This is a genomic window from Mycobacterium sp. UNC410CL29Cvi84, from assembly GCF_000686745.1.
Taxonomy (GTDB): Bacteria; Actinomycetota; Actinomycetes; order Mycobacteriales; family Mycobacteriaceae; genus Mycobacterium; species Mycobacterium mucogenicum_B.
In genome coordinates this window covers 446,699-460,480 of sequence record NZ_JMLM01000001.1, presented here as the reverse complement: position 1 = coordinate 460,480, position 13,782 = coordinate 446,699, and the positions used below count along the sequence as shown (strand labels likewise).

At 68.4% G+C, this 13,782-nt stretch carries 13 protein-coding genes; 8 read left to right on the top strand and 5 right to left on the bottom strand.

Annotated features, from left to right (window positions below; all coding sequences use genetic code 11):
- The first annotated feature begins 108 nt into the window (after nucleotides 1-108).
- From gatC to BR47_RS0102315, 3 genes are all read left to right on the top strand, one after another.
- Nucleotides 109-408, top strand: coding sequence for an Asp-tRNA(Asn)/Glu-tRNA(Gln) amidotransferase subunit GatC (gene gatC, locus BR47_RS0102325; protein WP_020103855.1), 300 nt, complete (start codon nucleotides 109-111; stop codon nucleotides 406-408).
- Nucleotides 405-1,889, top strand: coding sequence for an Asp-tRNA(Asn)/Glu-tRNA(Gln) amidotransferase subunit GatA (gene gatA, locus BR47_RS0102320; RefSeq protein WP_020103854.1), 1,485 nt, complete (start codon nucleotides 405-407; stop codon nucleotides 1,887-1,889). Before gatC ends, gatA begins: the two co-directional genes overlap by 4 nt.
- 96 nt (nucleotides 1,890-1,985) lie before the next feature.
- Nucleotides 1,986-3,017: an ATP-dependent 6-phosphofructokinase gene (locus BR47_RS0102315; RefSeq protein WP_029105781.1), complete on the top strand. Its 1,032-nt coding sequence runs from the start codon at nucleotides 1,986-1,988 to the stop codon at nucleotides 3,015-3,017.
- Here the strand turns inward: BR47_RS0102315 and BR47_RS0102310 are convergent.
- Nucleotides 3,014-4,015 carry a glycerophosphodiester phosphodiesterase family protein gene (locus tag BR47_RS0102310; RefSeq protein WP_036426535.1) on the bottom strand — a complete coding sequence of 334 codons (1,002 nt, stop codon included), beginning with the start codon at nucleotides 4,013-4,015 and terminating at the stop codon, nucleotides 3,014-3,016. The genes BR47_RS0102315 and BR47_RS0102310 overlap by 4 nt on opposite strands.
- A gap of 45 nt (nucleotides 4,016-4,060) precedes the next feature.
- The gene (locus BR47_RS0102305) at nucleotides 4,061-4,732 is read right to left on the bottom strand and encodes a hypothetical protein (protein ID WP_029118460.1); all 672 of its coding nucleotides are present in this window, start codon (nucleotides 4,730-4,732) and stop codon (nucleotides 4,061-4,063) included.
- A 23-nt stretch (nucleotides 4,733-4,755) separates the two neighbouring features.
- On the opposite strand from BR47_RS0102305, the gene gatB reads away from it, so the two are divergent.
- Complete coding sequence (gene gatB / locus BR47_RS0102300; protein WP_020103850.1) at nucleotides 4,756-6,252, top strand: Asp-tRNA(Asn)/Glu-tRNA(Gln) amidotransferase subunit GatB; 1,497 nt, start codon at nucleotides 4,756-4,758, stop codon at nucleotides 6,250-6,252.
- On the opposite strand, the gene BR47_RS0102295 is transcribed toward gatB, so the two are convergent.
- Both BR47_RS0102295 and BR47_RS0102290 read right to left on the bottom strand, forming a co-directional pair.
- Nucleotides 6,249-7,358, bottom strand: coding sequence for a hypothetical protein (locus BR47_RS0102295; RefSeq protein ID WP_029118459.1), 1,110 nt, complete (start codon nucleotides 7,356-7,358; stop codon nucleotides 6,249-6,251). The two genes, gatB and BR47_RS0102295, sit on opposite strands and share 4 nt — an antisense overlap.
- A gap of 29 nt (nucleotides 7,359-7,387) precedes the next feature.
- The gene (locus BR47_RS0102290) at nucleotides 7,388-8,563 is read right to left on the bottom strand and encodes a PQQ-dependent sugar dehydrogenase (RefSeq protein ID WP_081633554.1); all 1,176 of its coding nucleotides are present in this window, start codon (nucleotides 8,561-8,563) and stop codon (nucleotides 7,388-7,390) included.
- Between the two features lie 139 nt (nucleotides 8,564-8,702).
- On the opposite strand from BR47_RS0102290, the gene BR47_RS0102285 reads away from it, so the two are divergent.
- Complete coding sequence (locus tag BR47_RS0102285) at nucleotides 8,703-9,605, top strand: DoxX family protein (RefSeq protein WP_029118458.1); 903 nt, start codon at nucleotides 8,703-8,705, stop codon at nucleotides 9,603-9,605.
- 23 nt (nucleotides 9,606-9,628) lie between these two features.
- Here the strand turns inward: BR47_RS0102285 and BR47_RS0102280 are convergent, their stop codons facing one another.
- Nucleotides 9,629-10,039 carry a PH domain-containing protein gene (locus tag BR47_RS0102280; protein WP_020103846.1) on the bottom strand — a complete coding sequence of 137 codons (411 nt, stop codon included), beginning with the start codon at nucleotides 10,037-10,039 and terminating at the stop codon, nucleotides 9,629-9,631.
- Between the two features lie 259 nt (nucleotides 10,040-10,298).
- Between BR47_RS0102280 and BR47_RS0102275 the strand changes: the two genes are divergently transcribed.
- From BR47_RS0102275 to ilvC, 3 genes are all read left to right on the top strand, one after another.
- On the top strand, nucleotides 10,299-12,140 hold the full coding sequence (locus BR47_RS0102275) for an acetolactate synthase large subunit (RefSeq protein ID WP_029118457.1): 1,842 nt from the start codon (nucleotides 10,299-10,301) through the stop codon (nucleotides 12,138-12,140).
- Complete coding sequence (gene ilvN, locus BR47_RS0102270; protein ID WP_029105777.1) at nucleotides 12,140-12,646, top strand: acetolactate synthase small subunit; 507 nt, start codon at nucleotides 12,140-12,142, stop codon at nucleotides 12,644-12,646. Before BR47_RS0102275 ends, ilvN begins: the two co-directional genes overlap by 1 nt.
- 69 nt (nucleotides 12,647-12,715) lie before the next feature.
- Nucleotides 12,716-13,717, top strand: coding sequence for a ketol-acid reductoisomerase (gene ilvC, locus BR47_RS0102265; protein ID WP_177127309.1), 1,002 nt, complete (start codon nucleotides 12,716-12,718; stop codon nucleotides 13,715-13,717).
- The last annotated feature ends 65 nt before the right edge of the window (nucleotides 13,718-13,782 follow it).

Here is a 13,782-nt window from a genome sequence, read left to right as displayed (position 1 = left end):
AACTGTGGCACAGCGTCGTGGCGATGGCAGGACGTGCAGGTGCGTCGCGTGTCACGGATGCGTTCCCCGTCGCGGGACCCATCGGGCTCCCCACTAGGCTGTTTCGACGTGTCGAAGATTTCCCGGGACGATGTCGCCCATCTGGCGAATCTGGCCCGGCTCGCCCTGACCGATGGTGAGCTGGACAGTTTCGCAGGCCAGCTCGATGCCATCCTGGCGCACGTCGGCAAGATTCAGGCCGTCGACGTCACCGGTATCGAGGCGACCGGCAATCCGCTCAAAGAGGTGAACATCACCCGGCCCGACGTCGAGGTGGCCAGCCTCGGGCAGGAGCAGGCGCTGGCGGAGGCCCCGCGGGCCGAGGACGGCCGGTTCGCCGTGCCCCGCATCTTGGGAGAAGCAGAGTGAGCGACCTGATCCGTTTCGACGCCGCCACGCTCGGCGAGAAGATCGCCGCCGGCGACGTGTCGGCCACCGAGGTCACCCAGGCGCACCTGGACCAGATCGCCGCCACCGACGAGACCTACCACGCCTTCCTGCACGTGGGTGCCCAGGAGGCCCTGGCCGCTGCCGCGGCCGTCGACAAGCAGGTGGCCGCCGGCGAGCCGCTGGCCTCGCCGCTCGCCGGTGTTCCGTTGGCGCTCAAGGACGTTTTCACCACCACCGACGCGCCGACCACGGCCGGCTCGAAGATTCTGGAGGGCTGGCGGTCGCCGTACGACGCGACCGTGACCGCGCGACTGCGCGCGGCCGGGATTCCGATCCTCGGCAAGACCAACATGGACGAGTTCGCCATGGGGTCGTCGACCGAGAACTCGGCCTACGGCCCGACCCGCAACCCCTGGGACGTCAACCGCGTGCCGGGCGGATCCGGTGGCGGTAGTGCCGCGGCGCTCGCGGCGTTCCAGGCGCCGCTGGCGATCGGCACCGACACCGGTGGTTCGATCCGTCAGCCCGCCGCGCTGACCGCGACGGTCGGTGTCAAGCCCACCTACGGCACCGTCTCGCGGTACGGGTTGATCGCCTGCGCGTCGTCGCTGGACCAGGGCGGGCCGTGTGCCCGCACGGTGCTCGACACCGCGCTGCTGCACCAGGTGATCGCCGGCCACGACCCGCGCGATTCCACCTCGGTCGACGCTCCCGTGCCCGATGTGGTCGCAGCGGCCCGGGCCGGCGCCGCCGGTGACCTCAAGGGCATCCGGATCGGTGTGGTGAAGCAGCTGCACACCGGCGAGGGCTACCAGCCCGGCGTGCTGTCGTCGTTCAACACCGCGGTGGACCAGCTGACCGAGCTCGGCGCCGAGATCACCGAGGTCGACTGCCCGAACTTCGACTACTCGCTCGCGGCTTACTACCTGATCCTGCCGTCCGAGGTGTCGTCGAACCTCGCGCGCTTCGACGCGATGCGCTACGGCCTGCGGGTCGGCGACGACGGCACCCACAGTGCCGAAGAGGTCATGGCGCTCACGCGTGCCGCCGGATTCGGGCCAGAAGTCAAGCGCCGCATCATGATCGGCACCTACGCGCTGTCGTCGGGCTATTACGACGCGTACTACAACCAGGCCCAGAAGGTGCGCACCCTGATCGCGCGCGACCTCGATCGCGCGTACGAGAAGGTCGACGTGCTGGTCACCCCGACCACCCCGACCACCGCGTTCGGCCTGGGCGAGAAGGTCGACGACCCGCTGGCGATGTACCTGTTCGACCTGTGCACGCTGCCGCTGAACCTGGCCGGCCACTGCGGCATGTCGGTGCCGTCGGGCCTGTCGCCGGACGACAATCTGCCGGTCGGGCTGCAGATCATGGCGCCGGCCCTGGCCGACGACCGGCTGTACCGCGTCGGTGCGGCCTACGAAGCCGCCCGCGGCGCCCTGCCCACCGCCGTCTAGCGCCGAACGTGCGCACAGCTCGCCGGATCTGTCGATTCGGCGAGCCTGCTGCACGTTCGACGAGAACGAGAACCCGCGAGCGGGCAGTATGGGGTCATGCGGATAGGTGTGCTGACCGGTGGCGGTGACTGTCCTGGCCTGAATGCGGTGATCCGGGCGGTGGTCCGCACGTGCGATGCCCGGTACGGCTCGACGGTCGTCGGATTCCGGGACGGCTGGCGTGGCCTGCTCGAGAATCGCCGCGAGCAGCTCAAGAACGACGACCGCAACGACCGGCTACTGGCCAAGGGCGGCACCATGCTGGGCACGGCGCGCGTCAACCCCGACAAGCTGCGGGCCGGGCTGGACCAGATCAAGCAGACGCTCGAGGACAACGGCATCGACGTGCTGATCCCGATCGGCGGGGAGGGCACGCTGACGGCGGCGCACTGGCTGGCCGAAGAGAACGTCCCCGTCGTCGGTGTGCCCAAGACCATCGACAACGACATCGATTGCACCGACGTCACTTTCGGCCACGACACCGCGCTGATGATCGCCACCGAGGCGATCGACCGGCTGCACAGCACGGCCGAGTCGCACCAGCGGGTGATGCTCGTCGAGGTGATGGGACGGCATGCAGGCTGGATCGCGCTCGGCGCCGGCATGGCGGCCGGCGCCCACATGACCTTGATCCCGGAACAGCCGTTCGACGTCGAAGAGGTGTGCCGGCTGGTGAAACAGCGCTTCGTGCGCGGAGATTCGCATTTCATCTGCGTCGTTGCCGAAGGCGCGCGACCGGCCGAGGGCTCAATGCAGTTGCGCGACGGCGGAATTGACGAATTCGGGCATGTGCGATTCACCGGCGTCGCGCAGCAGTTGGCCATCGAGATCGAGAAGCGGATCCGCAAGGAGGTCCGCACCACGGTGCTCGGTCACGTGCAGCGCGGCGGCACGCCGACGCCCCATGATCGCGTGCTGGCGACCCGGTTCGGGATCAACGCCGCCGACGCCGCGCACGCGGGGGAGTACGGGATGATGGTGTCGTTGCAGGGCCAGGAGATCGGCCGCGTGCCGTTGGCCGACGCCGTCCGGCAACTGAAGCTGGTGCCGCAGAGCCGTTACGACGACGCCGCGGAGTTCTTCGGTTAGCGGTAGGCCTTCGGCAGTGGCATGCCGAGTTCCGATTCCACCGCGCGCAGCCGGCTCGGGTAGTCGGTGATGATGCCGTCGGCGCCGGCCGCGATCTGTGCCTTCATGGTGTCGGCGTCGTTGATCGTCCACGGAATCACCTTGAGCCCACGGGCATGCGCGCGGTCGATGAACGCCCGGTCGGCCACCAGCGCGAAATCCGGGTCCTTCGGCGTCAGCCCGTAGGGCACCGAGTAGCCGGGCGACAGAATGTCCGCGCCGACCGACGCCGCCCCGGCGATCGGGTCGGTGACGACGGCCGGGTTCACGTCCGCCGTCCACGCCGAGTTCGGCACCCAGGTCGTCTCATCCCACAGCGCCACCAAGGGGATACCGGGTTCCTGCGTCCGCACGAGCGGCAGCGAGCGCCAGTCGAAACTCTGGATCTCCACCTTGTCGACCTTGCCGGCAGCCCGCACCGCGGCGAGGATGACGTCGACGAATTGCTGTGGTGTGGCGGAGGTTTCGGGCTTGTCGGCTTCGATCTTGGTCTCGATGTTGTACCGGACGCCGGCGTGGTGCGCGTCCGCGAGCGCGAAAACCTGATCGAGGGTGGCGATCTTGTTGCCGGTCACCACTTCGGCGGCCGGGAATCCGTCGAGCAGCTTGCCGCAGTTGAGCGTGTGCAGCTGGGCCCGGGTGAGGTCGTGCACGAGCTTGCCGACGTAGGGGTACTGCGGGTCGCCGGGGAAGGCGGGGCCGGTGTCGGCGCACTTCTCGGGCTGGATGGCCGGGTCGTGCCACACCATCGGCGCACCGTCCTTGGCGAGGACGATGTCGAGTTCCAGCGTGGTGACACCGAGCTCGATGGCCTTGGTGAAGGCGCGCAGCGATTCCTCGGTGGTCTCGCCGCGTCCGCCGCGGTGCGCTTGCAGGTCGAAAGTGCCGGAATCGGCCGATGCGACGGGCATGGCCGTCAGCGCGAAGGTGGTCAGCAGGGCGCCGATGCGTGCGAGCATCCGCGGAGATTAACCGGTCTCGGGAAATGGCCGGTGAACGACGGGTCAGACCGCGGCGAGCTTGTGCACCTGCGCGGTGAACAACGAGGCCAGGGGCTTGTCGCAGGTCTGCGGCGGGTCGGTGGCCGTCATGAGGCAGATGGCGGTGACCGACACCCCGCGGTACTGCCCGAGCACCTTGACGCTCATGAACGGCGTCACCAGGCCGCCGCGGGCGGAAACGGTCTCGCGGACGGTCACCACCCAGGCGGGGAGGGCAGCGGGATTGGGCCGGCGGTCGACGTCGATCACGAGCAGGTCGTTGATCGTGTAGCGGGTGCAGGTGCGCGCGGCCTCGGCGTAGTTCGGCCACGTGTACGGCAGCCTCAGCCAGACCGCGAGGGCGTGGTGCGTGTCCTTCTTCAGCTGTACCTGGACGGCCTGCCGGCTCGGCGCGCCGGCCAGCGCCACACAGGATTGCGGTGACACGTCTTCTGTGGACGGCCGGGTGGCCGTGCTCTGCGTGGGACCGTCGAACCTGGCCGTCGGCCAGTCGGGAAAGTCCTGCCGCCCCACCGCCATCGACGCCTCGAGGTTGGTGATACCCGGATCCACGAGGCCGCGGATCGCCATGACACCACCGGTGACCACCACGGCCACTGCCACGATCGCCCCGACCACCAGCACCGCGAACGTCCGGTTCACGGGTGCTGGGGGCAGCGGTTGACCGGCGCTCATGGGGCCGACACTACGATCAACGCATGGCTGACGCAGACCTTCTCGACTACGACGACGTCCTCGCGACGTACGAGCCCGTCATGGGCATGGAAGTCCATGTCGAGCTGTCCACCGAGACCAAGATGTTCTGTGGTTGTGCGAACCGGTTCGGCGCCGAGCCGAACACGCTGGTGTGCCCGGTGTGCCTGGGCCTGCCCGGTGCGCTGCCGGTGGTCAACGAGGCGGCCGTGGAGTCCGCGATCCGGATCGGGCTCGCGCTGAACTGCGACATCGCGCCGTGGGGCCGGTTCGCCCGGAAGAACTACTTCTACCCGGACCAGCCGAAGAACTACCAGATCAGTCAGTACGACGAGCCCATCGCCGTCAACGGCTACCTCGACGTTCCCCTGGAGGACGGCAGCACCTGGCGCGTCGAGATCGAGCGCGCCCACATGGAGGAGGACACCGGCAAGCTGACCCACCTGGGCAGCGACACCGGCCGCATCTCCGGCGCCACCACGTCGCTGGCCGACTTCAACCGGGCCGGGGTGCCGTTGGTCGAGATCGTCACCCGGCCCATCGAGGGCGCCGGCGAACGTGCCCCGGAGATCGCCCGCGCCTACGTCACCGCGCTGCGGGACCTGTTGCGCGGCTTGGACGTTTCCGACGTCCGCATGGACCAGGGCTCGATGCGCTGCGACTCCAACGTCTCGCTCAAGCTCAAGGGCGCCGCGGAGTTCGGCACCCGCACCGAGACCAAGAACGTCAACTCGCTCAAGAGCGTCGAGGTGGCGGTCCGCTACGAGATGCGCCGGCAGGCCGCCGTGCTGCAGTCCGGCGGCACCATCACGCAAGAGACCCGGCACTTCCACGAGGACGGGCACACCACGGCCGGCCGCAGCAAGGAAACCGCCGAGGACTACCGCTACTTCCCGGAGCCGGACCTGGAGCCCATCGCTCCGTCGGACGAGTTGGTGGAGCGGCTGCGCGGCACCATCCCGGAGCTTCCGTGGTTGGTGCGCAAGCGGATTCAAGAAGACTGGGGCATCTCGGACGAGGTCATGCGCGACCTCGTCAACGCCGGTGCGGTGGAGCTGGTGGCCGCGACCGTCGAGCACGGCGCGTCCAGTGAGGCGGCCCGCGCATGGTGGGGCAACTTTCTGGTGCAGAAGGCCAACGAGAGCGAAGTGACGCTCGAGGAGCTGGCCATCACCCCGGCGCAGGTCGCCGCGGTGGTCAAGCTGGTCGACGACGGCAAGTTGTCCAACAAGCTGGCCCGCCAGGTCGTCGAGGGTGTGCTGGCCGGCGAGGGCGAGCCCGAGCAGGTGATGAACGACCGCGGACTCGTTGTGGTGCGCGACGATTCGCTCATCCAGGCCGCGATCGACGAGGCGCTGGCGGCCCAGCCGGACATCGCCGACAAGATCCGCGGCGGCAAGGTCCAGGCCGCCGGTGCGATCGTCGGCGCGGTGATGAAGGCGACCAAGGGTCAGGCCGACGCGGCGCGCGTGCGCGAACTGGTCATCGCGGCCTGCAGCTAGCGCAGCGCCGCCTGCGGCGCGGGCGTGGTCTTCGGACTGAGTGACGAGACGCCCGCGACGCAGTAGCCCGCGATCACGAAACACACCGCGGCGCAGGGCAGATTGCCGGTCGGCGTGCCCGCACCCGTGACGCCGTCGATGGCGCCGGCGAAGTCGGGCAGTGCGGCCAGCCACAGCACCGTGAAGGTGAGCAGGTACAGCACCCCGAAGACCCGCACGTACGGACTCGGGTGCTCCGTGCCGACGCGGCGCGTGATCCGCCAGTCCTGGATCAGGACCGGCACCGCCACCAAGAAGAACACCGCCACCTCGACACCGAGGACCGCGTACTGCGTCGCACTGTGCTGGGCGGACAGCAACGTCGGCAGGCTGAGCAGTCCCATGATGACCGGTGCCAGCACGCTGATGAGCGGTATGCGCCAGGCCAGCGACACCGCACCCGGCGGTGTGCCCGCGGCTACCCGGCGCCCGATCAGCACATGCACCAGGAACGCGACCGCCGCGGGCCCGACGACCGCCAGGCTGACCCAACTGCTGACCGGTACGCAGCCGAGCGTCGGGTGATTCAGGGGGTTCGCGGTGTTCCAGACCCACCAGCGCAGCTGCGGGCCGAGGTGGTCGAACACGCCGTAGACGCAGCCGTGCACGAAGCCGACGCAGATGGCGCCGATCACCGCGCCGCGCCGTTCGAAAACCCCGGTGGCGCGGACGATGTCGTACGCGAGGGTGATGGTCGCCGGGTACAGCGCCACGATGTACAGCGGTAGCCGGCCGTCGACGAAATCGACGCTGAACACGTTGTGCACCAACATGACCCCGAGCCGGGTGCCCGCGAAGATGTCGGGTGGATGGCGGGGGAGTTCGGTCACCAGCGCATAGACCACCGACGCCAGCCAGATGGCGATCCCGGTCGGGTCCCGCCGGACGCGCCGCAGCGCGTAGGCCAGCGCCAGTGCGGCGCCGATCAGCATCAGCAGCTCGACGACCGGCATGGTCCAGTGGGTCAGGGTCAGTGGGTTGCGCAGCTTGACCCAGGAATCGTCGTCGCAGGAAAAGCCCAGGTAGCCGGCCAACCGAGCGAAGTCGGCCGGGCAGGCGCGCATCATCGAGCGACCTCTCGCACGTCGGGTGCCAATTACGTCTTGTCGTCAGTGCTACGCGGGAATCCGCCCTGCGGGAACAGCGGGAACACGACGTCGTCGAACTTCTCGACGTCGCCGGCCGTCTTGTTCACCGTGGCGCCCCAGACATTGCCGTCGGGGGAGAGCTTCAGCGCGAAGACATGGCCGTGGGTGTCCGTGCGGAGCGCCTCGGGGTCACCCGTGACCGCGCCGGTCTCCTTCGACAGCCGCACGGCCACCGTCTTCTTGGTGTTGACGAGGTTGACCATGACGGTGTCGTCGGTCGCCACGCAGCCCGCGACACCGGGGCGGTCGGGCCAGCTCCACACCGTCGACACCTTGGAGTCCTTGGTGATCCGCTGCAGCCGGTCGCCGGTCGGGGTTCGGTCGGTGACGTACAACGAGCCGCTGGCGCCGTCGATGCACAGCCCGCCGCCGGAGCCCATGCCCGACAGCGCGGTGGTCGGTGGCGCCTGGCCCACCGTTGTCGGCTGCTCGATGCGCAGCAGCTTGCCCGCCAGCGAAGCCGGATCGGCTGCGGCAGCGGGGTTTCCGGCGTCGCCGGTGAGTACCACGAGGGTCGTCGGGCTGCTGAAGATCAGCGCTCCGGTGTTGCCTGTGGGGCCCTTGGGAATCCCGGTCAGGATCGGCTTCGGCACGTCGCCGTCGGCGATGCGGATGACCCGGTTGTCGGTCGGCGTGGTGATGTAGGCGTACATCAGCCGGTCCTGCTGATAGCTCGGCGACAACACGATGTCCATGAGCCCGCCGTCACCGGACGCGTCGACCGGAATAACGGTCTTGACCTTGGGTTCTGCGTTCGTGGCGATGTTCTTGACGGCGCCGGTGACGCGCTCGGCGACGATCGCCGACTTGCTGTCGCCGCCCATGATGAGGCCGCTGGTGCTCTCCAGGCAGCCCTGCAGCACGGCCGGCGCCGGGCAGGCCTTCGGGAACGGGTTGGGCGGCAGCGGCGGCGGAGGCGGCGGGGGCGAGGCGGGCGCCCCGCCGAGGTCGGGCTCGATGGTGAACGGCTCGGACGCCGCCGAATCGAAACGGGCACAGCTGGGCAGCGCCAGCAAAGCGATGGCGCACAACGCCAGGACCCGCCGAGCGGGTGCAGAGCCGGAACGCCCAGGCCGGTGTTCGGGCCTCGTCAGCGCAGCCCGCGTCGACCGCCGCAATGTCATGCCCGTCAGGTTACGGACTGTTTGACGATGCTCGCCACGTCGGGGCCACGCGCCGGGCCGGGCAAATCCCGAGAACAAGCCGCCCAAACCACCCCTTAAATCCACGGTCAGCAGTGCAATTGCACTTACCCTGGCAACCATGACCAGTACTTCCCATGACCCGCGTGCATGGCAACGGCCCGATGAGTCGGCCGCCAGGCCCGCGTCGGCACGCCTGGTCGATCCAGAAGACGACCTGCCCATCACGACATACCGCGGCAGTGGCGGCGCAGACGGCGGTGAGACCGCCGCGACCACGGCCATCCCGCGGTTCGACAACGCGTCGTCCGACGAGGCGACCGAGGTGACGGCCGCGTCGTCCTCGACGCCGTCCTCGATGGCCTTCGATCTCATGCATGAACCCGAGCCGCTGCCGTACGTGCAACCCCGGGAGAGGAACGCGGAGCAGGCCCAGACATTGGGCCCCGCCGAGATCGAGCCCGATCCCGAGACCGATGCCCGCGTGCGCGTCGCCAAGCGCCGCGGCACCCAGGACCTGGGTCTCATGGTGCTGCGCGTCGGCCTGGGCGCCTGGCTGGTGGTCCACGGCCTGCAGAAGGCGTTCGGCTGGTGGGGCGGGCAGGGCCTGAACGGGTACGAGCACGCGCTGGCCGCCGCCGGCTTCCAGCACGCCGGGATACTGACGTACCTCGCCACCGGAGCGCAGATCGGGGCCGGTGTCCTGCTGGTCCTGGGGCTGTTCACGCCGGTGGCCGCCGCGGTCGCCGTGGCCTACCTGGTCAACGCGCTCGCCGTCGAGGTGGCCGCACAGCCCGTGCACGGCTACTTCCCGTACTTCCTGCCCGAGGGCCACGAGTACCTGGTGACCCTGATCGTGCTGGCCGCGGCTCTGACCCTGACCGGGCCGGGGCTCTACGGCTTCGACGCCGGACGAGGTTGGGCCCGCCGGCCGTTCATCGGGTCGATCCTGTGCCTGCTGCTCGGCATCGGCGCGGGCGTCGGCGTGTGGCTGCTGCTGAACGGATCAAACCCGCTGCACTGAGCTCGATCGACGCTCGACCGGCCTCACTCGTTGTACGGATTGGGCACGACGCCGCCGCTGGCGGCCGTCAGCACCGGCAGTGACGCGAACGTCACACCCGGCAGGCGCAATTCGGTGCCGTCGGTCAGTTCGGCCTTGGCCCACTTGGAGCGGTCGAAGCGGAGCCCCTTGATGTCCTGCCACGTCACCGTCCGGCTGCCGAGCAGCGACCGCGCGGTGACGCCCTTCTTGTCGGCCACCGTGCGGTAGCGAATCACCATCGCCGACAACAGAATCGGGATGACGAGCAGCGCCGCGCACCAGGCCGGACCGGCGAACACCAGGGCCAGCAGGCCGATGGCGAAGAACCCCACCGCCAGATGGGCGACCCCCGGAATCTTGATCACGACGGGTCGGGGTGCGGTCGAGGCGGTTCGGCGGCTCACACCGTTCATCTTCCCAGGCGGCGGATCGGGCGGTTGCCGGGTGTGTCCGGCAAGAGATGTGATTTGACCTGCGCGCGCCGCGAGGACTACCGTCACCGTTATGCAGACCTCGGCATTGCTTGTAGTAACTGGGCGCGTTGGTGCGTGACCAGGCTGACTAAGCCGACTACAAGCATCGACGCGCAACCCTCGTACAGCAGCAGACGCTGACGGGGGTTTTTTGTTTGCCCGGGAACGCCAAAACCGCAACACGATCAAGAGGACAAGAGTGAGCGCACCCACCACGCGACCGCCAGAGTCGGCGCAGCAGCCCAACGGCGCCGGCGGCGCGGTTAACGGTCATTCGAAAATCGTTGCCCCGCAGCAGATGACCGGTGCCCAGGCCGTCGTCCGGTCGCTCGAGGAACTCGACGTCGACACCATCTTCGGCATCCCCGGTGGTGCCGTGCTGCCGGTCTACGACCCGCTGTTCGACTCCAAGAAGGTGCGCCACGTCCTGGTGCGGCACGAGCAGGGCGCCGGCCACGCCGCGTCGGGCTATGCGCATGCCACCGGCAAGGTCGGCGTGATGATGGCCACCTCGGGCCCGGGTGCCACCAACCTGGTGACGCCGCTGGCCGACGCCCAGATGGACTCGATCCCGGTCGTCGCGATCACCGGCCAGGTCGGCCGTGGGCTGATCGGCACCGACGCCTTCCAGGAAGCCGACATCTCCGGCATCACCATGCCGATCACGAAGCACAATTTCCTGGTCCGCAACGGTGACGACATCGCCAAGGTCATCGCCGAGGCGTTCCACATCGCGGCCTCCGGCCGTCCGGGCGCCGTCCTCGTCGACATCCCGAAGGACGTGCTGCAGGGTCAGTGCACCTTCAGCTGGCCGCCGGTCATCGACCTGCCCGGCTACAAGCCGAACACCAAGCCGCACAGCCGCCAGGTCCGTGAGGCCGCCAAGCTGATCGCCGCGGCGCGCAAGCCCGTGCTGTACGTCGGTGGCGGCGTCATCCGCGGTGAGGCGTCCGCGGAGCTGCTGGAACTCGCCGAGCTGACCGGCATTCCCGTCGTCACCACCCTGATGGCGCGCGGCGCGTTCCCCGACAGCCACCCGCAGCACATGGGCATGCCCGGCATGCACGGCACGGTCTCGGCCGTGGCGGCGCTGCAGAAGAGTGACCTGCTGATCGCACTCGGCACCCGCTTCGACGACCGGGTCACCGGCCAGCTGTCGTCGTTCGCGCCCGACGCCAAGGTGATCCACGCCGACATCGACCCCGCCGAGATCGGCAAGAACCGGCACGCCGACGTGCCGATCGTCGGTGACATCAAGAACGTCATCGTCGATCTGCTCGCGGCGCTGCGTCGCGACGGCGTCGCCGCCGACACGCTGGACCTCGCCGACTGGTGGACCTACCTCAACGGGGTCAAGGAGACCTACCCGCTGAGCTACGGCCCGCAGAGCGACGGCAGCCTCTCGCCGGAGTACGTCATCGAGAAGCTGGGCCAGATCGCCGGACCGGACGCGCTGTACGTGGCGGGCGTCGGTCAGCACCAGATGTGGGCCGCGCAGTTCATCAAGTACGAGAACCCGAAGACCTGGCTGAACTCGGGCGGTCTCGGCACCATGGGCTTCTCCATCCCGGCCGCGATGGGCGCCAAGTTCGCCCGCCCGGAGGCCGAGGTGTGGGCCATCGACGGCGACGGCTGCTTCCAGATGACCAACCAGGAGCTGGCCACCTGCGCCCTCGAGGGCGCGCCGATCAAGGTTGCGCTGATCAACAACGGCAACCTGGGCATGGTGCGCCAGTGGCAGACGCTGTTCTACGACGAGCGCTACAGCCAGACCAACCTGTCCACCCACTCGCACCGCATCCCGGACTTCGTGATGCTGGCCGAGGCGCTTGGCTGCGTCGGTCTGCGCTGCGAGCGTGCCGAGGACGTCGAGGACGTCATCCGGCAGGCCCGCGAGATCAACGACCGGCCCGTCGTCATCGACTTCATCGTCGGGGCCGACGCCCAGGTGTGGCCGATGGTCGCCGCAGGCACCAGCAATGACGAGATCATGGCGGCGCGCGATATCCGTCCGCTGTTCGACAACGAGGATCAGGTCTAGTGGCTACTACTCATACATTGTCGGTTCTGGTCGAGGACACCCCCGGCGTGCTCGCCCGCGTGGCGGCGCTGTTCTCCCGGCGTGGCTTCAACATCCAGTCGCTGGCGGTCGGCGCCACCGAGCAGAAGAACATGTCCCGCATGACCATCGTGGTCTGCGTGGAAGAGCAGCTGCCGCTGGAGCAGATCACCAAGCAGCTCAACAAGCTGATCAACGTCATCAAGATCGTCGAGCAGGAGCCGGACAACTCCGTCTCCCGTGAGCTGGCGCTGATCAAGGTGCGGGCCGACGCCACCACCCGTGGCCAGGTGATCGAGGCGGTCAATCTGTTCCGCGCGAAGGTCGTCGACGTGTCGACCGAGTCACTGACCATCGAGGCCACCGGCACCCAGGAGAAGCTCGAAGCACTGCTGCGAGTGCTGGAGCCGTATGGTATTCGCGAGCTGGTGCAGTCCGGTGTGGTTTCGTTGGCGCGCGGCCCGCGCGGCATCGGCGCGGCCAAGTAACCGAGCTGGATCCCAAGCAGAACTTCGAACAAGAGAAACAAGGTAAGGAAAAGTCAAGTGGCAGTTGAGATGTTCTACGACGACGATGCGGACCTGTCGATCATCCAGGGTCGCAAGGTCGGCGTCATCGGCTACGGCAGCCAGGGACACGCGCATTCGCTTTCGCTGCGCGACTCGGGTGTGCAGGTCAAGGTCGGCCTGAAGGAGGGCTCGAAGTCCCGCGAGAAGGTCACCGAGCAGGGCCTCGAGGTCGACACCCCGGCTGAGGTCGCCAAGTGGGCCGACGTCATCATGCTGCTCGCGCCCGACACCGCACAGGCCGAGATCTTCACCAACGACATCGAGCCCAACCTCAAGGACGGCGACGCGCTGTTCTTCGGCCACGGCCTCAACATCCACTTCGGCCTGATCAAGCCCCCGGCCAACGTCACCATCGGCATGGTTGCCCCCAAGGGCCCCGGCCACCTGGTGCGTCGTCAGTTCGTCGACGGCAAGGGCGTCCCGGCCCTGATCGCCATCGACCAGGACCCCAAGGGCGAGGGCCAGGCGCTGGCCCTGTCCTACGCCAAGGGCATCGGCGGCACCCGCGCCGGCGTCATCAAGACCACTTTCAAGGAAGAGACCGAGACCGACCTGTTCGGTGAGCAGGCCGTCCTCTGTGGTGGTACCGAAGAACTGGTCAAGACCGGTTTCGAGGTCATGGTCGAGGCCGGCTACGCCCCGGAGATGGCCTACTTCGAGGTGCTGCACGAGCTCAAGCTCATCGTCGACCTGATGTACGAGGGCGGCATCGCCCGCATGAACTACTCGGTGTCGGACACCGCTGAGTTCGGTGGCTACCTGTCGGGCCCGCGCGTCATCGACGCCGACACCAAGGAGCGCATGCGCGCCATCCTGAAGGACATCCAGGACGGCACCTTCGTCAAGCGCCTGGTCGCCAACGTCGAGGGCGGCAACAAGGAGCTCGAGGGTCTGCGCAAGGCCAACGCCGAGCACCCGATCGAGGTCACCGGTAAGAAGCTGCGCGACCTGATGAGCTGGGTCGACCGGCCGATCACCGAGACCGCCTAGGTTTTCGATCACCGACTGGCCGGTTACCGCACGCGATTCACGAAAAAGCGTGCGATAACCGGCCT